18 protein-coding genes and 1 pseudogene are annotated in these 21,447 nt (G+C 71.1%); 5 read left to right on the top strand and 14 right to left on the bottom strand.

Annotated elements, in window-relative coordinates; all coding sequences use genetic code 11:
* Positions 1-14 precede the first annotated feature (14 nt).
* From CFP66_RS45930 to CFP66_RS45910, 5 genes are all read right to left on the bottom strand, one after another.
* Positions 15-860 (bottom strand): SDR family NAD(P)-dependent oxidoreductase, encoded by an 846-nt coding sequence (locus tag CFP66_RS45930; protein ID WP_094931856.1) that lies wholly within the window; start codon positions 858-860, stop codon positions 15-17.
* Positions 857-1,699, bottom strand: coding sequence for an N-acyl homoserine lactonase family protein (locus tag CFP66_RS45925; RefSeq protein WP_094931855.1), 843 nt, complete (start codon positions 1,697-1,699; stop codon positions 857-859). The genes CFP66_RS45930 and CFP66_RS45925 overlap by 4 nt, the downstream gene beginning before the upstream one ends.
* Complete coding sequence (locus CFP66_RS45920; RefSeq protein ID WP_094931853.1) at positions 1,696-3,033, bottom strand: MFS transporter; 1,338 nt, start codon at positions 3,031-3,033, stop codon at positions 1,696-1,698. The genes CFP66_RS45925 and CFP66_RS45920 overlap by 4 nt, the downstream gene beginning before the upstream one ends.
* A 96-nt stretch (positions 3,034-3,129) precedes the next feature.
* Positions 3,130-4,017, bottom strand: coding sequence for an NADP-dependent oxidoreductase (locus CFP66_RS45915; protein WP_233160288.1), 888 nt, complete (start codon positions 4,015-4,017; stop codon positions 3,130-3,132).
* A 107-nt stretch (positions 4,018-4,124) separates the two neighbouring features.
* Positions 4,125-4,856: an alpha/beta hydrolase gene (locus CFP66_RS45910; protein WP_094931848.1), complete on the bottom strand. Its 732-nt coding sequence runs from the start codon at positions 4,854-4,856 to the stop codon at positions 4,125-4,127.
* A 282-nt stretch (positions 4,857-5,138) separates the two neighbouring features.
* On the opposite strand from CFP66_RS45910, the gene CFP66_RS45905 reads away from it, so the two are divergent.
* Both CFP66_RS45905 and CFP66_RS45900 read left to right on the top strand, forming a co-directional pair.
* Entirely contained in the window at positions 5,139-6,035 is an 897-nt protein-coding gene (locus tag CFP66_RS45905) for an SDR family oxidoreductase (protein WP_094931846.1), read from the top strand.
* 1,043 nt (positions 6,036-7,078) lie between these two features.
* Positions 7,079-7,996, top strand: a complete 918-nt coding sequence (locus tag CFP66_RS45900; protein ID WP_094931844.1) for a LysR family transcriptional regulator — start codon at positions 7,079-7,081, stop codon at positions 7,994-7,996.
* Here CFP66_RS45900 and CFP66_RS45895 read toward each other — a convergent pair.
* From CFP66_RS45895 to CFP66_RS50590, 9 genes and pseudogenes are all read right to left on the bottom strand, one after another.
* A complete protein-coding gene (locus CFP66_RS45895; RefSeq protein ID WP_094931842.1) occupies positions 7,968-9,296 on the bottom strand; it encodes a sulfatase-like hydrolase/transferase in 1,329 nt (442 codons plus the stop codon). The genes CFP66_RS45900 and CFP66_RS45895 overlap by 29 nt on opposite strands.
* Positions 9,293-10,168, bottom strand: a complete 876-nt coding sequence (locus CFP66_RS45890) for a carbohydrate ABC transporter permease (RefSeq protein ID WP_094931840.1) — start codon at positions 10,166-10,168, stop codon at positions 9,293-9,295. Before CFP66_RS45890 ends, CFP66_RS45895 begins: the two co-directional genes overlap by 4 nt.
* Positions 10,168-11,115: a carbohydrate ABC transporter permease gene (locus CFP66_RS45885; protein WP_094931837.1), complete on the bottom strand. Its 948-nt coding sequence runs from the start codon at positions 11,113-11,115 to the stop codon at positions 10,168-10,170. Before CFP66_RS45885 ends, CFP66_RS45890 begins: the two co-directional genes overlap by 1 nt.
* A gap of 21 nt (positions 11,116-11,136) precedes the next feature.
* Positions 11,137-12,414, bottom strand: a complete 1,278-nt coding sequence (locus CFP66_RS45880; RefSeq protein WP_158228473.1) for an ABC transporter substrate-binding protein — start codon at positions 12,412-12,414, stop codon at positions 11,137-11,139.
* Positions 12,415-12,534: 120 nt separating this feature from the next.
* Positions 12,535-13,794, bottom strand: coding sequence for an ROK family transcriptional regulator (locus CFP66_RS45875; RefSeq protein WP_158228472.1), 1,260 nt, complete (start codon positions 13,792-13,794; stop codon positions 12,535-12,537).
* Positions 13,795-14,041: 247 nt separating this feature from the next.
* Positions 14,042-14,659, bottom strand: coding sequence for a fasciclin domain-containing protein (locus CFP66_RS45870; protein WP_233160287.1), 618 nt, complete (start codon positions 14,657-14,659; stop codon positions 14,042-14,044).
* A 229-nt stretch (positions 14,660-14,888) separates the two neighbouring features.
* Complete coding sequence (locus CFP66_RS45865) at positions 14,889-16,475, bottom strand: molybdopterin-dependent oxidoreductase (RefSeq protein WP_094931829.1); 1,587 nt, start codon at positions 16,473-16,475, stop codon at positions 14,889-14,891.
* 300 nt (positions 16,476-16,775) lie between these two features.
* A complete protein-coding gene (locus CFP66_RS49780; RefSeq protein ID WP_094931828.1) occupies positions 16,776-17,186 on the bottom strand; it encodes a hypothetical protein in 411 nt (136 codons plus the stop codon).
* 58 nt (positions 17,187-17,244) lie between these two features.
* A pseudogene (locus CFP66_RS50590) lies at positions 17,245-17,658 on the bottom strand (AAA family ATPase); the annotation flags it as partial.
* A gap of 53 nt (positions 17,659-17,711) precedes the next feature.
* On the opposite strand from CFP66_RS50590, the gene CFP66_RS45855 reads away from it, so the two are divergent.
* The 3 genes from CFP66_RS45855 (at position 17,712) to CFP66_RS45845 (ending at position 20,301) form a co-directional block, all read left to right on the top strand.
* Entirely contained in the window at positions 17,712-18,506 is a 795-nt protein-coding gene (locus tag CFP66_RS45855) for a trans-aconitate 2-methyltransferase (RefSeq protein WP_094931826.1), read from the top strand.
* A gap of 102 nt (positions 18,507-18,608) precedes the next feature.
* Positions 18,609-19,253: a TetR/AcrR family transcriptional regulator gene (locus CFP66_RS45850; RefSeq protein ID WP_233160286.1), complete on the top strand. Its 645-nt coding sequence runs from the start codon at positions 18,609-18,611 to the stop codon at positions 19,251-19,253.
* 94 nt (positions 19,254-19,347) lie between these two features.
* Positions 19,348-20,301, top strand: a complete 954-nt coding sequence (locus CFP66_RS45845) for a zinc-binding dehydrogenase (RefSeq protein WP_094931824.1) — start codon at positions 19,348-19,350, stop codon at positions 20,299-20,301.
* Positions 20,302-21,447: the final 1,146 nt, after the last annotated feature.

Below are 21,447 nucleotides of genomic sequence, written 5' to 3'. Positions count from 1 at the left end.
CTGGTCTCCTTCCCTCACGCCAGCTCCGGGTGCATCCGGACGTCACCGGGGCGCGGGTCCCACGCCCCGGCGCCGCCGGAGGGCCGCACGATGCTGACCGCGGCCGCGCCGCCGTCCACCGACACGACCTCACCTGTCATGTACGCCGCCCCGTCGCCCAGCAGGAACGCGACGACCGAGGCGATCTCGTCGCCCGTGCCGGGCCGGCGCAACGGTGTGGTGGCGGCGCGGCGCGCCATGTCGTCCCCGCCGCCGGGGGCCGTGCCCGCCCCGGCGAACAGCGCCGTCGGCACGATGCCCGGCGCCACCGCGTTGACCCGCACGCCGATCGGGCCGCCGTAGAGCGCGGCGCCCTTGAGGATGCCCAGCACCCCGTGCTTGGACGCGTGGTAGGCGAGCAGGTCGTCACTGCCGCGCAGCGACGCGATCGAGGCGGTCAGCACGATCGCCCCGCCGCTCACCCCGTCCCGGGCCTGCGCTTCGTACTGCCGGAACGCCGCACGCACGCCGAGGAACACCCCTCGCAGGTTGATGCCCATGACGCGGTCCCAGTCCTGCACGGACAGGTCGGCCAGCCGGGTCAGCGGGCCCGGTACCCCCGCGTTGAGGTGGTGCAGGTCGATGCGGCCGAACTCGGCGACGCCCGCCGCCACCGCGGCGTCGACGTCGGCCTCGCTCGCGACGTCACCGGCGTGCGCGACGGTCTCGACGGGTAGCTCCGACGCCAGCGCCGCGAGCCGGTCGGCGTCGATGTCCATGAGCACGAGCCGCGCACCGTCGGCGGCCAGGCGCCGCGCGGTCGCCGAACCGAGCCCCCCGGCCGCGCCCGTGATCAGGCAGACCTTCCCTGCGATGCTCACACCTTCTCCTTCCCCGGGTGCTCCCCGGCGATCCGAACCACCAGGTCGGTGAGCTCGGCGGGCAGCTCCGTCACGCGGCCGGTGAACCGCGTCCTCACCTGGGCGTCGTGTCCCGCCACCAGCAGCCGGCCCCCGTCCTCGGTCATCTCGCGCAGCAGGTCGAACCCGCGGTACATGTCCACCAGGTCGGCCACCACGAAGAACGGTCGGTCGCGTTCCAGCTCCTCGTAGAAGTGCAGCGCGTCGGCGGCGAGCACCACCGCACCCTGCCCCTCGTCCGGACGCTCGACCGCCACCTGCGCCACCATCTGGCCGGGCGTGTGCCCGCCGACGACCACCAGCTCGATCCCGGGCGCGAGGTCGAGCGTGTCCTCGACCAGGCGCAGGCGGCCCTGCTCGCGCGTCGCCGCCAGGCGCTCCAGCTCGTCGGCCTCCGTGGAGTGGGCCAGCTGCAGGCGCCCGGCGTAGGGCCCCGTCCAGAACTCGTACTCGCGACGGGCGACGACGATCTCGGCGTTGGGGAAGCGGTGCAGGTTGCCGATGTGGTCGTAGTGCGCGTGGGTGACCACGAGCTGGTCGACCGCCTCCGGCTCGACCCCCAGCGCCGACAGCGCGGCGACCGGGTCGACCAGCGTGGTCCGTCCGCGCCGCCGGCCCGGCTCCGCCCCGAACCCGCAGTCCACCAGGATCGTGCGCCCGCCACCGCGGACGAGCCAGAAGAAGTAGTCCATCCCGAACGACTCGTCCGGCTCGCCGTAGAGGTGGTAGTTCAGGTAGCTCTCGCTCTTCGTCGCGGTGCGCGTGCCGTAGCGGACCGCGAGGACCTCGTAGCCGCTCACGCGTCCGCTCCCTGCGTGGTGGCCGAACGGGGCGCGGCGTCGAGGGTGCGGCCGCGCACCTCGGGGAGCCACCTCGCGAGCGCGAGGGTCGCGAGGGCGGCGACGACCACCATGTACAGCGCGGGGAGCGTGCTGCTGCCGGTGCCGCCCGCGATCGCCGCGGCGATCAACGGGCCCGGACCGCCGATCAGCGCCAGACCGAGGTTGAACCCGATCGCGCTGGACGTCGAGCGCGTCTCCGCCGGGAACAGCTCGACGAGCATGCACACGGTCGTGACGCTCACCATCGCCTGGAACACCGAGAAGAGCACCATGCCGCCGACCACGCCCGCCGCGGTCCCCGTGCCCATGAGCACGAACGCCGGGATGCTGACGACCGCCAGGCCGAACCCGCCGATCAGGTTCACCCGCCGCCGGCCGATCCGGTCCGACAGCGCCCCGGCGAACGGGGTCAGGACGGCGTAGCAGACCAGGCCGGTCGCCACGAGCACGAGCGCCCGCGGGCGGGCCAGCTCGACCGTCGCCGTCAGGTACGTGACGACGTAGGTGGCCAGGTAGTAGAAGCCCAGGCCCTGCACGCTGGAGAAGGCGAAGGTGAGGGCGATCGCGCGGACGTCGCGGCCCGACTGGCGCAGCGGCGCCTCGGCACGTGCCCCCGCCTCGACGAGTCGCTGGAACACCGGGGTCTCGTCGATCCGCAGCCGTACCCACGTGCCGACGGCGGTGAGCGGCACCGCGACGAGGAACGGGACCCGCCAGCCCCAGGTGGCCATCTGCTCGGCCGTCAGGCTCAGCTCCAGGGAGAGCACCAGCAGCCCGCCGGCGCAGGTCGCGAGCGCCGCCGTGGCGGACACGACGCTGGCGAAGCGCCCGCGACGGTCCACCGGGGTGTGCTCGATGAGGAACGCGGCCGACCCCGTCCACTCGGCGCCTGCCGAGAAGCCCTGCACGCAGCGCAGCAGCACCAGCAGGACGGGCGCCAGCAGGCCGGCGCTCTCGAACGTCGGCAGCACCCCGATCAGCGTGGTCGACAGGCCCATGAGACCGATCGAGAGCGTCAGCAGGGCCCGGCGGCCGAGCCGGTCCCCGACCGCACCGAGCACGAACCCGCCCAGCGGACGCATGAAGAACGCCACGCCGAACACGGCCAGCGACGCCAGCAGCGACGCGCCCGGGCTCGCTCCCGGGAAGAACAAGCGGCCCAGCGTCGCGGCGAGGAAGCCGTAGATGGCGAAGTCGAACCACTCCGTGAAGTTGCCGACCCCTGTCGCCAGGGCGACGACCCGACGCGCGGCGGCGTCCTGATCACCCTGCGACTGGCGCGCACTGAGCATCTTCGCTCCCCTTGGTCTCTGCCTGCCCGACCGTCAGGCTGTCAGACAATCTGCGCGCCTGCAAGGGCTCCGGTCCCGGGCAGGGGTGTCGAACCGCTACCCGATCCTCAGCACGACCTTCCCGCTCGCGTGCCCGGACTCGACCACGGCCAGCGCCGCCGCGGCGTCGTCGAGCGGGCGGACGTCGGTCACGTGCGGGTCGAGCGCGCCCTCTGCCACGAGCCGGGCCAGCTCACCCAGCACCGCCGTGCTGCGGTCGCGGACGAGATCCCGCCCGCCCAGCTCCTTGCCGAGCGCCTTGTCCGCCACGGAGATCAGGCGGGTCGGGTCCGCGAGCAGGGCGGACACGGCCCGCAGCGACTCCCCACCTGCGAGGTCGAACACCGCCTCGACGCCCGCGGGCGCCGCAACCCGCAGCCGGTCCACCACGCCCTCGCCGTAGGCCACCGGCACTCCACCGAACCCGGCGATGAGCTCGTGCTTCCCGGGGCCCGCGGTGCCGACCACCGTCAGCCCTCGAGCTCGTGCGAGCTGCACGAGGGGGAGCCCGACGCCCCCTCCGGCCCCGTTGACCAGCAAGGTCGCCCCGGCCGGGAGGTCGAGGTTCGTCAGTGCGTCGTACGCGGTGCCCGCGGCCACCGGCAGCGCCGCGGCGGCCTCCGGCGCCACCGCCTCCGGTCGGTGCGCGGCGAAGGAGGCCGTGACGAGGGCCTGCTCGGCCCACCCGCCGACCATGTCCGGGCAGCCACCGAAGACCTCGTCGCCCACGGCGAAACCCCTGCTGCCCACCCCGAGCGCGACCACGACACCGGCCACCTCGCGCCCCAGGACGGCGGGCGGCACGGTGCCATGGCTGCCTTCCCGCAACCGCCAGTCCCCCGGGTTCACACCGGCGGCCCGCACGCGCAGGAGCAGCTCGCCAGGGCCGGGCGCCGGCACCGGGACGTCGAGGAACTCCTCGTGCTCCGGGCCGCCTGTCCGCACGAAACCGTATGCCCGCACAACCCACCCCGATCGACGCCCGACAGTTCCCTCGCCCGGCATCCTGGCCGACGCCGCCTACCGGCTGCTACCGGTCTGCCGGTTCGATCTCACTTCAGGTGCCGGACGAAGAACCGGTTCCCGTCGTCCCCCTCGAACTGCGGGACCCCGGTGTGCCCGCCCATGTTGGCGTGCAGGGTCTTCTCCCTGGTGCCGAAGGCGTCGAACAGGTCCAGGGCCATCTGCCGGTCGTTCCACTCGTCGTCCCACTGCAGCAGGACCTGCAGCGGGATGCCGACCTGCCGGGCCTCCTCGAGGATGACCCGGGGCACGAAACTCCCGGCGTACAGGAGGGCGGCCGAGATGCGCGGCTCGACCACGGCCAGCCGGACGCCGATGGAGATCACCCCTCCCGCGTACCCGACCGGCTCGCCGATCCCGGGCAGCGGGAGGAGAGTGTCCAGGGCGGCCCGCCATTCCGGGACCGCCTTCTCGACCAGCGGGAGGACGAGCCGGTCGACGATCTCGTCGCCGACCGGCTCACCGGCCTCCAGCACCCGACGCAGGTCGGCGCGGGCCTCCTCGGCGGCTGCGGAACGGGGCCGGTCCCCGCTCCCGGGGAGCTCGATGGTGGCCGCGGCGAAGCCCTCCGCCGCACAGTGCCGGGCCCGGGCAACCAGCCTGGGGTACATCTGGTGCAGGCCCCCGGGATGACCGAGCAGGATCAGCGGGGCCGGTGCGGATGCGGATCCGGGCGTCCACAGGATGCCGGGGATCTCGCCGAGGGTGAATTCGCGTTCGAGGACGCCGTCGTCGAGGCGCTGTTCAGAAGTGAATCGCATGGTCGTGCCCTTCGGGAGTGCGCGTTGAACGGCGCTCCCGGACGACCTATCGCCCGACCGTGACCCCGCAGGAGAGCACCCATGTGGATACAGCGTTCACGGGTACCACCTCCTCGTTCTCTCGCACGGCCTCGGCAAAACTAGCAGTGGTCGCCGTGGCCCGCCACGGGGTTCTGCCCCGGAAAGAGGCATGCGTGATACGCATGGCTCCGGTGCAGAAGCATCGCTTGTCCGCATCCCATCGTCGGGCGATCGTGGAGGCGACCCACCGAAGGAGTTCTCATGATCCGCACACCGGGCAAGGTCCCCGTCGCCCGCGCCACCAGCCCCGTCCGCGGGGAGCGGGAACCGACCACGTGGTTCGTCACCGGCGCGTCCCGCGGCATCGGTCGCGAGGTGACCGAGCAGGCGCTGCGGCGTGGCGACCGCGTCGCCGCCACCCTGCGACGCCCCGAGCAGCTCGACGACCTCGCGGCCGTGTACGGCGACATGCTCTGGCGGCGCCGCCTCGACGTGACCGACACAGCCGGGATCGACGAGGTGGTCGGCCAGGCGTTCGCCGATCACGACCGGATCGACGTGGTGGTGTCCAACGCGGGCTCCGGCGTCTTCGGCAGCGCCGAGGACCTCACCGACGAGCAGGTCGAGCGAGCCATCGCGACCAACCTCACCAGCTCCGTGCAGCTCGCCCGTCGGGTCGTCCCGCACCTGCGGCAACAGGGCGGAGGCGTGCTCGTCCAGCTCTCCAGCATGGGCGGCCACATCGTCTTCCCCGGCTTCGCGATCTACCACGCCACGAAGTGGGCGATCGAGGGCTACTTCGAAGCGCTGGCGACCGAGATCGCGCCGTTCGGGATCACGACGATGCTCGTGGAGCCCGGCATGGTCCGCACCAGCTTCTACGACGCCGCCGAGCGGGTCCCCCTCAGCGCGCCGTACCGCGGAGGCCCCGCCGACGGCCCCGGGATCCCGGTCGAGGACATGGTCGGCAGCCAGTCCGGTGTCGCCCACGCCATGATCACCGCAGCGCTCTCGGCGAACCCGCCGCTGCGCCTGCTGCTCAATTCCGACGCCTACGAGGCGGTCACGACCACCCTGCGCCGGCGGCTCGTGTCGTTCGAGAGCCAGCGCGACTCGGCGTATGCCGCGGACGCGGAACACGTCCCCGCCGGCGCGTGAGGCACCGACCCCCGCGAGCGTCGTCCACATTCACCGATCGCACCGGGGCGCGTGCTGCGAGTCGTACGTCAGGGCCGTCGCGACCGCGCTCACGTACTTCTCGCTCGCAACTCGCCGTCGTGATCGCCAGGAATGGTACGAGGGCCGCAGATCTGCTGTTTCGGGACCACTTTCGCTGATCAAGGCCGCCTCCGCGTTCCGCGGAACGCACTTTTCATGATCAGATAGACCTGAGAGGGATTCGGGGAAGATCCAACACCCCTCACGTCTATCTGGTCATGAAAACACCTGTGGGCGCGCCGTCCCCGGCTCGCCACCACTGTCCCTCACTCCTGTCCAGGTCTTCGGCGCAGTCGGCCGGGTTCCCGGGATCCCGCCCGTTGGCGGGATGGCCGGGTTGGCAGAACTACCGAATATCCGGGCAGGGTGGGCGGCCGTCCCCGGCGCGGGCCCTGGCCCGTTCGGGACGAGCCCGTCGCTGTCGCTTGCATGCGCACCTTGCGGTGGTCCCGATCCACCCCTTCACGATGATCATCGGGCCGGTTCGAGGCGTGTTTCCGGCCATGATCGCCAGGATCGGGACACCAGCTGCAGGGGTGCGGCTCATGTCCCTCGTTCGCTGATCAAGGCCGTTGTCAGAGGGTTCGAGGACGGCACCACAGACAGTCGCGCGGGCACCCGGCCGCGACGGGCTCGTCCAGGACAGGCCTGGGCCCGCGTCGGGGACGGCCGCCCAGCCGACCACGATATTCGTGGCTTGCCCCACCCAGCCACCCTCGGCGCGGAGGTCAGGCTCGGCGCCGAACCGATTGCGTGTGAGGCCCCGGGCGACGGTGGGGCAGGAAGTCTCGAGCCGGGAACGGCACACCGCAACCCGGCCTACGAGGCAGGGCCCCGGGGGCCCCGGGTCGAGGGCGCACGACCCCTTTTCCCGCCACACCCCCGGATTCGCGCCGCGCACGCCGTCGATGGGGGCGCGGGCCTGGGGCCCGGCGATGCATGACCCACGTGGACGTCCGTGACCACCGCACTAGCATCAGACCATGTCGCAGGTGACGCTGGCCGGCCTGCGAGTGACGGTCGAAGTGGCCCAGCGGGGGTCCTTCACCGCGGCGGCGGAAGCGCTCGGCTACACGCAGTCGGCGGTGTCGCGCCAGGTCGGCGCCACCGAATCCGCGATGGGGACCGCGCTGTTCGAGCGGCTGGCCCGCGGGGTCCGGCCGACCCCCGCCGGGGAGGTGTTCCTGCGCCGCGCGCGGCACGTCATCGCGCAGTTGGATGCAGCCGAGCTGGAGATCGCCGGCCTGCGCGACCGGATCGCGGGACGCCTCGCCATCGGTGCGTACCCGACGGCGGCCGCGACGCTGGTTGCGCGGGCGATCGGGCGCCTGCGCGACGAGCACCCCGGCCTCGCGGTCACCCTCTGGGAGTCCGGCAGCCCGGCACAGGTCCGCCGCCTGCGCGCCGGACGGATCGAGGTGGCCGTGGTGGCGACCGGGGACGGGCTGCCCGACTACGACCTCACCGGGCTTCGGGTCGAGGTCCTGGACCTGGGCCGGGGCATGGGTGTGGCCGTCGGCGTCGACCACCCCCTCGCCTCGCGGGATCACGTGGATGTCGACGACCTCGCCGAGGAACCGTGGATCGTGGGAGCCGCAGGTGAGGGCGAACCCCAGTTCGGGGCGTGGCCGACCCTCACCGCTCCCCGCATCGTCCACGAAGCGCGCAGCTGGCAGACCCGGCTCGGGCTCGTCGCGGCGGGGCTGGGCCTGTCCGTCCTCCCGGGCCTGGCCGCGGACACCGTGCCCCACGGCGTCGTATGGCTCCCGGTGCGCGACCCCGGCCTCGTGCCGAAGCGGCAGACCGTGCTGCTCACGGCCGCCGACCGCTCGGCAGCCGCGAAGGCCATGGTCAGCGCGGTGCGGGCGGAGGCTACCCGGTTGTCGCCATCGCCGCCGTAGCCCTCGAGTGCGTGCGGCGTGCTCGGGCCATGTCGGCCAGCCACGACTCGAGCTCGCCGCGCAGCGCGTCGACCACGTCGGGGTGCTCCGCGGACAGATCCGTCGTCTCCTCCGGATCGCTGTGCAGGTCGAACAGCAGCACCCCCTCGACGTTGGGCTCCCCCAGCCGGTCGACGGGATCGCACACGAGTTTCCACCGGCCACGGCGCAGCGCGCTCTGCCCCTCGTACTCCCAGTGGAGCGACCGCTCGCCCTCGGGGGGAACTCCGCGCAGGACCTCGAGCAGACCGACGCCGTCCACCGGATCCTGACCAGGGGCCGTCGTGGCCTGCAGGATCGTGGGGAGCAGGTCCATCATGGCGCTCGGCCGATCGAAGGTCACCCCCGCCGGGAGTCCCGCGGGCCACGACAGCACGGACGGCACGCGGATGCCGCCCTCGAAGACCGATCCCTTGTTCCCCCGCAGCCCGCCGGTGCTCCCCCCGGTGTAGGAGATCTCCTCGCCGTCGAGCCAGTTGCGCGATTCCGCCGACGGACCGTTGTCGCTGCTGAAGAACACGATGGTGTCCTCGAGCAGGCCCGAGCGCGTGAGCTGGTCGACGATCCGGCCGATCCCGTCGTCCATCGCGGCGATCATCGCGGCCATGATGCGACGATCCCCCGCGAGGTGCGCGAAGCGGTCGACGTACTCCTTGGGCGCGTGCATCGGGTAGTGCGGGGCGTTGAAGGGGACGTAGCAGAAGAACGGCCGGTCGGCCGACCTCTCGATGAACGCCGCCGCCTCGTCGGCGATCACCTCGGTGAGATACCGGCCGTTGTCGTAGATGTGCTCGCCGTCGCGCCACAGGTCGTGCACGGGATTGCGGTCGGACGCCCAGTAGAAGATGTGCGAGTAGTAGTCGACGCAGCCGGCCAGGAAGCCGAACTGCTCGTCGAAGCCGCGGTCGGCGGGCCTGTTGCCGGGGTCGACGCCGAGGTGCCACTTCCCGAAGATGCCCGTGCGGTATCCGGCGCCGCCCAGGATGCTCGCCAGCGTGTCCTGGGCCGGCATGCCGGCCGTGCCCGCGTGGCCGCCGAGGATCTCGTCCACCCCCGCGCGCGCCGGATAGCGCCCGGTGAGGAGGGAGGCACGGCTCGGCGAACAGACCGGGGAGTTCGAGTACCAGTCGGTGAGGCGCAGGCCGCGCTCGGCGATGGCATCGATGTTCGGGGTCGGGATGTCCGCACTGCCGAAGCAGGAGACGTCGCCGTACCCCAGGTCGTCGGCGTAGATGACGACGACGTTCGGGCGCGCGGTCATTCCTTCACTCCCCCGGCGGTCAGGCCCTCGACGAGCCTGCGCTGCACGATCAAGAACAGGACGATGGTCGGCAATGCCGTGACCACGGATGCCGACATGACGAGGTCCCACTGGGTCGTGTACTCGCCGAAGAAGTTGGCGAGCGCCACCTGCGCGGTCTTCATCTCGTTGTCGGTGACGAGGATCTGGGCGAACAGGTATTCCTCCCATGCATTGATGAACGCGTAGATTCCCACGGTCGCGACACCGGGCCACGCCACCGGCAGGAGCACTTTGAAGATCACGGTGGGCAGCCCGGCCCCGTCGACCTGCGCGGCTTCGTCGAGCGTCTTCGGAATCGAGTCGAAGTAGCCGAGCATCAGGAAGATCGAGAACGGCAGGGTGATCGCCACGTAGGCGACGATCAGACCCTGGTAGGTGTTGAGGACCCGGTACTGGGCGAACAGCGAGTAGATCGGGGTGATGAGGATGACGAACGGGAAGAGCTGGGTCGCCACGACGCAGAGCAGCAGGAACCGCCGCCCGCGGAAGCTGAACCGGGAGAACGCGTACGCCGCGACGGCCGCCAGCACGACCGTGATGATCGTGGCCGCGCCCGCCACGATCAGGCTGTTCACGAGGTAGCGCCCGAAGTCCGCGGCCTCGAACAGCGCCACGACGTTGTCGAAGGTGAGGCCGCCGAACAGCGACCCCCAGCTCACCGGGGCGAACAGCGAGTCGCTCGGTCGCAGAGCGGTGAGGACCATCCACCCGAAGGGGAAGATGAGGATCGCCAGCACCACGGCGGCGAGGGCGACCGTGCCGATGTCGCGTGCGCGACGCCCGGGCGGAATCCGCCGGTTGACCGCGATCTTCTCGATCCGCGCACCCATCAGACGTCCCGCTTCCTGAATGCGATGCTCATGTACACCGCCGCGAAGGCGATCATGACGAACATCATGAGCATCCCGGTCGCCGCGCCCCGGCCGAGGTCGTTGTCGACGAAGGCCGACGAGTAGAGCTGCGTCGCCAAGACCTGCGTGAAGGTTCCGGGACCGCCGCCCGTGGTCAGCCAGACGTAGACGAAGTTGTTGAAGGTCGCGATGGTCGTCAGCATCGTGGCGACGAAGATGACGGGCCGCAGGTTCGGCAGGGTGATGTGGACGAACCTGCGCCAGCCGTTGGCGCCGTCCACGGCCGCCGCTTCGTACTGCTCGCGCGGGATCGACTGCAGGCCGGCCGTGACGACGATGACGACGAACGGCAGCTCCCGCCAAACGATGATCGTGGTGATCGCGTACCAGACGGTGGCGGTGTCGGCGAGGAAGGCGATGGGCGCATCGATCAGCCCCATTCCCAGCAACGACTGGTTGATGAACCCGCTCTGGGGGTCGAGCAGCCAGCGCCAGGCGGCCACCGCCACGGTCGGCGGGATCATCCACGGCACGAGCACCAGGGTCCGGGCGATGCCACGCAGCTTCCACCGGCGCAGCACGTCGGCGTTGAGCAACACGGCGATCGCGACGCCGAGAACGATCCGGACGACCACCGTCGATGCGGTGAGGAAGAAGAGCGTGTTGGCGCCCGCGTCCCAGGTGAGCTGGTCGGTCAGGACCTCGACGTACTTCTCGAGGCCCACCCACTCCGCATCACCCGCGACCGAGTACGGCGAGGTCTCCTGGAAGCTGGTGAGGATGTTGTAGATCGCCGGGAAGAGGAACAGCGCGCCCAGCACGAGGATGGCGGGCGAGAGGAGTAGATAGGGCTGCGCGCGTCGCATTCGATCGGGCGCACGCGGCGCGGGCACCGGTGCGCGCGTGGCCTTCCGGCCCCGGACCATGAGCGTCACCGTTGCTCCCCGTCAGTCGTCGAGCAGTTCGCGGAACTGGTCGATCAGGCCGGTGGCCGCCTCGGCGGGCGGGGACTGCCCGGAGTAGACCGCGCCGAACTGCTGGTTCACGATCTTCTGCATCGACGTCACCGGGATCCCGGACGCCGTGTACCGGGCGAAGGACACCGCGTTGGGCAGCGCTTGCGTGAAACCCACCTCGGAGTCGGGGACGTCGAGCCCCTCGAGGACCGCCTTCTGCGCCGGGTACTGCTCGTAGGTGGCGAACGTGTCGGCGCTGATGAGGTACTGGATGAACTCCCACGCCTCGTCCGGGTGCTCGCTGTTGGGATTGATCCCGAGCGCGCGGCCACCGAGGTGCGAGATCGTCGTCTCGGTGCCTCCCGGCATCGGCGCGGTCATGAGCGGCCCGGTGGCGCCGGCCTCGGCGTCGCGGAAGGCGGCAGGGGGAAGGCTGCTCATGGCGCAGGTCCCCGAGCGCAGCCCCTCGACGATCGCCGGGTCGGCGAAGCTCGTCACGCCCACCATGCCGGGATCCGTCGCGCCCGTGGTGAAGAAGTCGGCGAAGTACTCCATGGCCCCTTGGATTTGCGCCGCGTCGACGCCCAGGACCCACTCGCCCGCGCCGTTCTGCTCGACGAGGCTCTGGCCGTTCGACCAGAGATAGTAGTTGATCATGAACCACTGGGCCGCGTCGGGACTGCTGCCGGCCGAGAAGCAGTATCCGGCGGTCTCGCCACCCGACTGGCGGGAGACGGCGGCCGCGGTGTCGAGCAACTCCTGCCAGGTGGCCGGAGCGGCCAGTCCGTACCGGGCGAGCACGTCCTGTCGGTAGGTGAGCGCGAAGGTGTCGGCCGTCCAGGGAAGTGCCCACGTGCTGCCGTCGAACCGGACGAGGTCGGTGGCGAGGAAGTCGTCGATGCCCTGCCCCGGCGCCTTGCCCGCGATCAGCTCGTCGAGCGGCAGCAGGATCTGGGGCTTGGCGAGGTCGGGCACCCAGGCCAGGGCCAGCTGCTCGACGTCTGGCCCGGCACCGGTGCTCGCCTCACGGGCGTACTGCTCCTTCGCGTTGTTGCCGGTCACGGTCTCCAGCGTCACCTGGATCCCGGGATGCGATGCGTTCCACGCGTCCACGGCCGTCACGAGGCCCTCGATCTGGCTCGCTTCGTCGAACTGGCGGAAGGTGAGGTCGACCACCCCGTCGTCGTCACCGCTGTCGCCGCACGCGGTGAGCGACACGGCGAGCGCAGCCGCTGTGGCCAGGACCGCGTATCGCGGCAGGGACTTCATCATTGACTCCCTTGTCATCCGTCGACGTGCGGCACGGTGCGGGTGCGAGGCTCGCCGGGGTATGTAAACGGATGAGATTAACTCTGTCAAGATTGTCCGCCGCTGCCGGCGCCCGGGCCGTCAGGGGGCGAGCAGGATGGACGAGGGTCGGCGGGAGAACGCGTTGTCGAGCACGAGGCAGGCCGCACCGGTTGCGGCCACGTCGGTGCCGACGGCCGCCCCGACGATCTCGATCCGGCCCCGCGCGTGCAGGGCCGCGTCGGTGCGCAGCACGCTCTGCAACGACTCGACCAGCGCAGACTCGGCGACTTCCCAGAACGGGCCACCGAGCACGACCCTGGTCACGTCGATCACCGCGACGAGGGTGGCCACCGCGCGGCCGATCCGGCGACCGGTCTCGGCCAGCAGCGTCGCGGCTGGGCCCTGCGGGTTCTCCCGGACCTGCGCCACCAGCGCTGTCATGTCCGCGAGCAGCGACGACGCGGAACCCTCGGCGCCGTCGGCCCGCGACGGGAGAAGCCCGAGATCACGCGCCTTGCGCACGACGATCTCCGGCGTGCACGTCGAGTCGAGGCAGCCGTCGCGACCGCAGAAGCACGGCTCCCCACCCGGCCCGGTGCTGACGTGGCCGGCCGCTCCCGCCCGCCCGTTCACCCCGCGGACCACGTCACGTCCCAGTGCGATCCCCGCGTTCACGCCGGTGCCGTAGTAGAGGAACAGGAAGTCGGCGACGGCGTCGTCGACGGGCGCCCACAGCTCGGCCACGACCGCAGCGGTGACGTCCCGCTCGACGAGCACGGAGTAGCCCGTCTTCTCGATCAACGCGGCACGGAGCGGGACCGTGCCCCATTCCCGCAGGTGCGGCGGATGGCTGACGATGCCGGTGCGCGAGTCCAACGGACCGGGGCTCGCGATGCCCACCCCGAGCACCCGGGCCTCCTCGATGCCGACGGAGGCCACCACGTCGTCGATCACATCGGTGATGCGGCCGATGAGCGCATCCGGCTTGGCCTGCTCACGCAGGTCCACCGAACGGCGGGCGACGACACCGCCGACCAGGTCGAGGAGCACGCAGGTCAGCACCGCGGGGTCGAGGTGCACACCCACCGCGTAGTACCTCTTGGCGTCGAGCTCGAGAATGGTGCGGGGTTTGCCCGGCCCGTTGCTGACGGTGCCCTTCTCGCGGACGATGCCCGCGGAGATGAGTCGCCGGGTCACCTTCGAGACGGTCTGCGCGGACAACCCCGTGATCTGCGCGAGCTCGACCCGGCTGATGTCGGACGCGGCGCGTCGTACCGCGTCGAGGATGACGGCCTCGTTGTACTCGCCGAAAGCGGGGAAGTTCGCTCCGCGGCTCACCGCCCTCGACACATCGCTCACGCGTCCATCTCGGGCCGACGACATGTCGACACACTAGGACCTGGCCTCAGGACCCGACGCCGGAGACGAGCGCCGTCAGCGTCCGAGCGCGCCAGGCCCGTGACGGCGTGCCCGGCCGCGACGAGCGCGGCGGCTCGGACGCACATCTCGCCCCACGCCTTCGACGATTTGCGCGCCCTCTCCGCAAGGAGCCCGGGGCGGCCCGATTGATTCAGGCCACCCCGGGCGTTTTCTTGCAGTTTTCGGGTCAGCCGGCAGGCATGAGAACCTTGTCGATGACGAACACGGTGGCGTTCTCGGTCGGGATGTTGCCGCACAGGACGTTGGCGGTGTTGCCCATGCCGTCGGTCACCGTGGGGGCCTCGGGCGTGCCACCGATGGTGACATCCCCACCGGCCAATTCGGTCACCGTCGCGGCCTCGACGAGACCCGCTGCGTCATAGCGCTTCGGAACCACGTGGTAGGACAGCAGCCCGCCCAGCTGCTCCTGGTTGCCCAGCAGCTCGGTGAACGCCTGGTCCCCCAGCGCCGCCTTGACCTCGTCGAACGCGCCGTTGTAGGGGGCGAACACCGTGATCGCCTCCTGGGAGTTGAGGGTGTCGGCCAGGCCGTCGACCTGTCCGACGGCGGTGACGAGCGTGCTGAGCAGCGGGTTCGTGCTCGCCGCGGTGGCCACCGGCTGCGGACCCATGCTGTTCAGCGACCCGGGCTCGTCACCCTGCGGGAGCTGGGAACAGGCCGGTCCGAACACGTCGGCGTTGGTGGTCACCCCGTCCGCGGCAGCGGCCGCGGCGGGCGCGGAGGTCATCGGCGCCGCCGGCGCCGCCGGCGCGCTCGGCGTCGCGCCCCCCGCTTCTCCATCCATGCCGCCGCATGCGGAAAGTGTCACGGTCAGTGCAGCCAGAGCGCCGAGAGCGGCAGCTCGCTTGATGGTGCGCACGGAAACTCCTTCAGAAACATCCCCGGGCGTTCCGGGCTCGCAGAGCATTCGTGTCCGCGCTTCGGGCGGTTCACCACTACAGGTCACGGTTGTGTAACGGACCTGACCGGTGACCACCCCCTTGCAGGTCGGACCGGCATTTCAGGCAGATTTTTCACGCAACGCTGAAGATGGTGGCGGGCCAACCCGAAGCGCCATCGGGAATCGGGTCGGCGCGCTGTTCGGTCTGGGTGAGGCCATTGCTGTCGGTGGCGCGGGTCTGCACCGTGTGGCTCCCGGGAGAGAGGTCGAACTCGCGTCGCCACATCCGCCAGGTATCGCCCGTGACCTCGGTCGACAGCTCCGCCTCCTGCCAGGCGCCGCCGTCCATGCGCACCTCCACCCGGCTGACGCCGACGGGTTGGGACCAGGCGATCCCCGCCACCACCAGCCGACCGGCGGGGAGTGTGGCGAAGCCGCGTGGCGTGTCGATGCGGGACTGGGTCTTGATCGGCGCCTTCTGCGCCCAGCCACGCTCGAGCCAGTAGCCGGGCTTGGCGTCGAAGGTGGTGGCCTCCATGTCGACGACCCACTTGGTCGCGGACACGTAGCCGTAGAGGCCGGGCACGACCATGCGCACCGGGAACCCGTGCTCGGGTGGCAGCGCTTCGCCGTTCATCCCGATCGCCAACAGGGCCCCGCGCCCGGGTTCGAGCAGCACCTCGCTGGGCGTACCGGTGTACCAGCCGTCGATGCTGGTGGAGTAGATCTGATCGGCGCCGGGCCGGATGCCTGCTTCGAGCAGCAGGTCGCGCAGCTCGACCCCCACGAAGTTCGCGGTCGAGACGAGGTCCCCGCCGATCGGGTTGGACACGCACGTCATCGTGATCGTGCGCTCCACCAGTGGCCGGGTCAGCAGGTCGTCGAACGTGAGGGTGAAGGGGTTGTCGACCATGCCGTGGATGGGCATGGTCCAGTCCTGCGCGCGCTGGGCGGGCACCCGCAGCGCGACGTCGATGCGGTAGAAGTCGCGATTCGCGGTGAGGAAGGTGGGGGTCCCGAGTTCGGGGAACGCCGCACCCGCGGGGATCGCGGGTGCCCGCTTCGCCAACCGGACCCGGGCCAGCTGCGCGGTGACGCGTTGCCGGGAGTCGCCCACCCCGCTGAGCAGCATTCCGCCCAGACCGGCCCCCACGGACATCACGGCGACCGCGGCCGACGAGCCGACCAGCACGGCGCGTCGCGACAGGCGGGCACCGGAATCGGCGGTTCGGGCGCCGCAGGCGCGCAGGGCGAGCGCGTGCAGCCCGACGAACACCGCCACGCCCACCGCGGACGCCACGAGCGGCGCGACGAGATCGAGCGGGGAGAAGACCGGCGCGAAGACCGCGGCAGCCAGGCCGAGCACCCCCAGCACCGACACCGCGACCACACCCGGCCCGCGGCGACGCCGCGACGCGAGCCCGGCCGCCGCCGCCACGACCGCGATCACCACTGCCATGCCGGTGAGCAGGACCGGCTTGTCCGCCACCCCGAAGGTGGCCTTGGCGAACTCGGTGAGGAACTGCGGGGAGAACCGGATCACCGTGTCCCCCACGGCCAGGAACGGCGACGACGCCGGCGACACCACCCCCGCCACCAGGTGCCCGAACCCGAGCGCCGCGGCCACCGCCAGCAGCCCGATCATCGCTGCGGGCAGGCGCGGGATCCCCCGTCCCGGTGGGTGATCAGCCCCGGGTCGGGCGGCGGTGGTGGTGCTCATGAACCGTGTTCGGTGAACACCCCGTTCCGGTTCGTGCGGATCACCACAACCCGTTCAGCGACCGGGCCCGGACCGCCGGGTGCACGGCGGGGATGCCGGAAGCCGGCTGCAGGTACCGCAACGCCTCGCGCGACCGACACCGCCGACGCAGGAAGCACCCGAGCGCGTGGAGCGGCATCGCCAACCTGGCGTCGGCCGTCGCGTTCAGGTCGGCCTCGACCTCCCGCCCGAGGCGGACGGCGTCGTCGACGCGCCCGTCGGCGGCGGAGGCGGCAGCGAGGTAGATCGTCGTGGTGACGTTCAGCGCCCGGTCGCCGCCGTTGGAATGCAGCTCGAGCGCACCCGCAGCAGGTCGTGCATCCGGTGGCGGCCATCCGGTGCCACCTCCATCAGGCCGGAGCGCACCAGCTCGCCGAGCAACCGCCGGGCGGTGCGGAGGTCCGTCGCACCGAGCAAGGCCGCTGCGCCGTGGACGTCGAGGTGGTGCCCGGGGTGCGGGCAGCGGAAACCGCAGAGCCGGTACAGGCGTGCGGCCTCGGGAGCGAGTCGGCGGTAGGACCAGGACAGCACCGCCCGTACCGAAGTGTGATCGTCTCCCGTCTCGAGCAGATCGAGACGGTCCTCCTCGTTGTGGAGCTCGGCCAGCAGCTGCGTTGTCCAGCACGACCAGCAGGCGACGCCCGTCGCTGCGGGTGCGGAACCGGGCGGCACGCTCGAGCGGATCCGACGGGATCGTCGCGGGGTCCTCTCCCAGCGACCGCAGGAACCCGCCGAGGGCCGCGGTGGCCGGCAGCGGTTCGTTCGGGCTGAAGCCCTGGAGATCGACGTAGAGCTGACCATCCGGGAAGCGCCCCTTGGCGCCGTGGGCCCAGTGGGTGACCAGCGCGGTCTTGCCGACCCCCGCGGTGCCGCTGACCACCACCACCGTGGCTCCGTTCTCGGCGGCACCGAACTCGTCGAGCGCCGCGAGCTCGGCCCGGCGTCCCACGAAGTCCCGGGGTGCCCGCGGCAGCTCGGCGGGTCGGCACCGCGGGGCCGGCGCGCGGACAGCCGGATCCTCGCCGGCCGCCCAGTATCGCCACGGCGAAACCCGGGGACAACCGCGATGCGCGTCCCGCTCCGTTCCGACCCACAGCGCCGGGAAAGCTCGAGGACAGCGCCAGGCCAGTGGCGTTCGTACCATTCCGGACGACCAGGCTGCACGTACCTACGGCGAGATGAGGGGTGAGGCGCGACATGGACGGCGCGGAGTACATCCTCGACAGCGCGTCCGACCTGGGACGCGAGCAGCTCGCCTCCTTGCCGATGCTGTTGGACGCTCCCACGCACGGAATGCTCGAGGGAGTGGGGGTGCAGCCGGGCTGGCGCTGCCTGGACGTCGGCGCAGGCGACGGCTCGATCGCGCGTTGGCTGGCCGAGCGGACCGGTCCCACCGGCGGGGTCGTCGCGGTCGACATCAACACCGACTTCCTCGTCGGACGAGCCGGCGTCGACATCCTTCGCCACGACATCAACGACGGCGTGCCGCCAGGCGGCCCGTTCGACCTGATCCACGCTCGCTTGGTGTTGTTGCACCTGTCGCGGCGCAAGGAGATCTTGAAAGATCTCGTCGACGCCCTCGCCCCGGGCGGATGGCTGGTCATCGGCGAGTACGGCGCCCGCCTGCCCTACGCGGTGTCCGCGGCAAGCCGGTCCGACATTCAGGTGTTCGACCGCGTCCAGGACGTCGGACACAACGTCGTGGGGGCAGCCGCTGGTCAGTCCATGCGATGGGCCCACGAGGTGGGCGACCACATGGATGCGGCCGGGCTCGTCGACATCTACGCGTTCGAGCACTCGCAGACCACCATCGGCGGCGGCACGGGGTGCCACTACCACCGGAGTCTCATCCTGCAGATCGACGCACCACTGCTCGCTGCCGGAATCACCGAGGACGAGCTGAAGCGCTACTGCGATCTGCTGCTCGACCCGCGGTTCCGCGCGTGGTTCTACCAATTCATCTGCACTCGCGGTCACAAGCCCCGACTCTGACGATGTCGTCACGCAGCCCGATCGCCCCCGCGACGTGATGCAGTTCGGGATCCGCCGAGAGACGCTGCCGCACGGGGAGGGCTAAGGTTCCCGACGCCCCGGGTGGGGCCAACCCGGCAGAAGGGCGCAGGCGAGGTGGGACGGCCCCGCGATGAGCGGATCACCGATGCGGTACTCGGCGCCGCCCGGGAACTGCTCGGCGAGGTCGGCTACCGCGGGTTGACCGTGGACGCCCTGGCGGTGCGCGCCGAAACCACGAAGCCTGCCATCCGGCGCCGCTGGCCATCGCTGAAACACGTCGTGGTCGACGCCATGACCCGGGACATCGTGACGATGCCGGACACGGACACCGGCTGCACGCACTGCGATCTCGTCATCCAGGTCGAGGAGCTTCGCCGCTCCATGGACGACGTGATGCTCGGGAAGCTCCTGCCGCCGCTGGTGGCAGATCTGGCCGACGACGAGAACCTCAAGAGGCGATTCCTGGAATCGGTCTGGGAACCACGCCGCGAGGTCGGCGCCCGCGTGCTCGAGCGAGGTGTCGAACGCGGTGATCTGCACCCCGGGCTCGACCCCGTGCTGACCATCGACCTCCTCGCCGCACCCGTCGTGTTCCGGATGTTGTTCGCCCACGCCGACCTGGGGCCGGATCTGAGCGAGCAACTCGTGCGCGTCGCCCTCCGAGGGCTTGCGACCGACGCGGGTCTGCGCTCCATCGACGCGCAGCACCACCGACAGCAACCCTGATCACGGGGCAGGCGCCCCGTCCAGCGTGACCGTTGACAGCACATGCAGGCGTCAGTAGCGTTCCGATCCGGAACGAAACGAAACGAAGTGGGAGATGCCCGTGCTCACGGTGATCGTCAAGTCGGCCGAGGAACTCGCCGTGGCCGATGCCCCCGAACCGGTTCCGGCCGCGGGCCAGGTACTGCTCGAGGTCGACGCGGTCGGCGTCGGCTACGTCGACGTCATGTCCCGCCGAGGGGAGTACGCCACCTTCCCCGGCGCCGGGGCAACGCCTGGCATCGAGGTCGTCGGCCGCGTCGTGGCCACGGGCCCGGACACCCCCGACGGACTGGTCGGCCATCGGTTCCTGGCAGTGCTTCCCGCCTTCGGCGGCTACGCCGAGAAGGTCGTCGCCGACGCGGAGAGGCTCCTCCCCGCGCCGGAGGGCGCCGACGCGAGCGATGTGGCTGCAGTGGGACTGAACGCGCTGGTCGCCGAGAACGCGTTGCACCGGACGGGGGTGAGCGTCGGAGAGCGCGTGCTCGTTCTCGGTGCCGGCGGCGGGATCGGCGTGCACGCCACCCAGATCGCCCGCGCTCGAGGAGGGGAGGTCACCGTCGTCACGTCGTCCGCCGCTCGCGGCGAGCGCCTGCGTGCGCTGGGCGCCACGCACGTGGTCGACCGGACCAGCTCCGCCCCTCCGGACGGCGACACCTACGACGTCATCGTGGACACGGTGGCCGGTCCGGCGCTCGGGCAGCACCTGGAACAGCTGCGCCCCAACGGCCGCTACGTGCTGTGCGGCGGAGCTGCCGGACCGCCTCCACCGGATGCCTTCGCTCCACTGCTGCGCGACTTCCACAGGTCACCGACGCTGTACGCCTTCAGCCTGAACTCGGTCACCTCGCAGGACCTGCAGCTCTCCTGGAAGAGGATCACCGCGTTGCTGGCGGAGGAGCGGCTCTCCCCCGTCATCGACCAATGCCTCCCGCTCACCGAGGCCGACGCCGCACTCCGGCGCGTGGAGGCCGGACTGCCCTTCGGCAAGGTGGTGCTGCTGCCCGAGTAGCCCGCCCGCACGAGGACGACTGCGGACAACCGCTACTCGACAGAGCCGTTCTGCACGCATGACCCCCTGGGAGTTCGCCCGCCTCTCGGGTCCGAATACGTCACCTGTCACGACCTGACCAATCGCATCCTGCGATGGGTCCCGCAGATCTACCTCTTCAGGGATGGCACTACTCGATGATTCATGGCCGCCCGCGTTCCGCAGTGCCCGTTTCATGATCAGATAGGCATGGGAGGGATTCGGGGAAGATCCAACCCCTCTCACGTCCATATGGTCATGAAATCTCCTGTGGGCGCGCCGTTCCCGGCTCGCGACCACTGCCTCACACCCCGGTCCTGGCCTTCCGCGTGGTCGGCCGGGTTCGGCTGCTCCTGCCTGTCGGTGGGGTGGCCGGGTTGGCACAACTGCCGAATATCGTGGCTGGCCGGGCGGCCGTCCCCGACGCGGGCCCAGGCCTGTCCGGACGAGCCCGTCGCTGCCGCGTGCTCGCGCACCTTGCGGTGGTCCTGATCCACCCCCTCGCGATGATCATCGGGCCGGTTCGGGGCGTGTTCACCGCCATGATCGGCGGGATTGGGACATGGGCTGCCGAGGTGCGGTTCATGTCCCCGGTGCGCTGATCAAGGTGGCTGTCGGAGGGTTCGGGGACGGACACCGCCGGTCGAGTGACACCCGGCGGCGACGGGCTCGTCGTGGACAGGCCTGGGCCCGTGTCGGGGACGGCCGCCCGAACGACCACGATATTCGTGGGTTGTGCCCAACCCGGCCGCCTCGGTGCCGAGGTCGGGCTCGGCACCGAACCGACTGCGAGTGAGACCCAGCTACGGGGTGGGGCAGGAGGCGTCGAGTCGGGAACGGGCGCGCCCACGGCAAACCGGGCTACGAGGCAGGGCCCCGGGGAGGGGCCGCTGCAGGCCGCGGGCGGCAGGACGCCGGGACGGCGGGACGGCGGGACGGCAATGCTCACGCCCCTGTGTCCGGTCACGCCCCCGGATTCGCGTCGCGCACCCCGCCGACGGGTGGCCTGGGGCGGAGAAGGGGTGCACGGGCGGGGTGGATGCGGACCGGGCACTGCGCCCTCCGCTGCACCGTTCACTATTGCAAATGTGGACCACCCGAACAGACCCATGCCATCGAACACCTGTT

The sequence above is a fragment of the Pseudonocardia sp. MH-G8 genome, from assembly GCF_002262885.1.
GTDB lineage: Bacteria > Actinomycetota > Actinomycetes > Mycobacteriales > Pseudonocardiaceae > Pseudonocardia.
The sequence above is the reverse complement of the archived record's forward strand: the minus strand, read 5'-3'. Positions and strand labels throughout refer to the sequence as shown.

What these genes read in the sequence shown, in the direction of transcription:
- CFP66_RS45920 (WP_094931853.1), bottom strand. Translation starts at nt 3,033, where the DNA reads ATGCTCAGTGCGCGCCAGTCGCAGGGTGATCAGGACGCCGCCGCGCGT.
- CFP66_RS45885 (WP_094931837.1), bottom strand. Translation starts at nt 11,115, where the DNA reads ATGGTCCGGGGCCGGAAGGCCACGCGCGCACCGGTGCCCGCGCCGCGT.
- CFP66_RS45880 (WP_158228473.1), bottom strand. Translation starts at nt 12,414, where the DNA reads ATGAAGTCCCTGCCGCGATACGCGGTCCTGGCCACAGCGGCTGCGCTC.
- CFP66_RS45890 (WP_094931840.1), bottom strand. Translation starts at nt 10,168, where the DNA reads ATGGGTGCGCGGATCGAGAAGATCGCGGTCAACCGGCGGATTCCGCCC.
- CFP66_RS45870 (WP_233160287.1), bottom strand. Translation starts at nt 14,659, where the DNA reads ATGGATGGAGAAGCGGGGGGCGCGACGCCGAGCGCGCCGGCGGCGCCG.
- CFP66_RS45845 (WP_094931824.1), top strand. Translation starts at nt 19,348, where the DNA reads ATGCCCGTGCTCACGGTGATCGTCAAGTCGGCCGAGGAACTCGCCGTG.
- CFP66_RS45905 (WP_094931846.1), top strand. Translation starts at nt 5,139, where the DNA reads ATGATCCGCACACCGGGCAAGGTCCCCGTCGCCCGCGCCACCAGCCCC.
- CFP66_RS45855 (WP_094931826.1), top strand. Translation starts at nt 17,712, where the DNA reads ATGGACGGCGCGGAGTACATCCTCGACAGCGCGTCCGACCTGGGACGC.
- CFP66_RS45910 (WP_094931848.1), bottom strand. Translation starts at nt 4,856, where the DNA reads ATGCGATTCACTTCTGAACAGCGCCTCGACGACGGCGTCCTCGAACGC.
- CFP66_RS45865 (WP_094931829.1), bottom strand. Translation starts at nt 16,475, where the DNA reads ATGAGCACCACCACCGCCGCCCGACCCGGGGCTGATCACCCACCGGGA.
- CFP66_RS45900 (WP_094931844.1), top strand. Translation starts at nt 7,079, where the DNA reads ATGTCGCAGGTGACGCTGGCCGGCCTGCGAGTGACGGTCGAAGTGGCC.
- CFP66_RS45895 (WP_094931842.1), bottom strand. Translation starts at nt 9,296, where the DNA reads ATGACCGCGCGCCCGAACGTCGTCGTCATCTACGCCGACGACCTGGGG.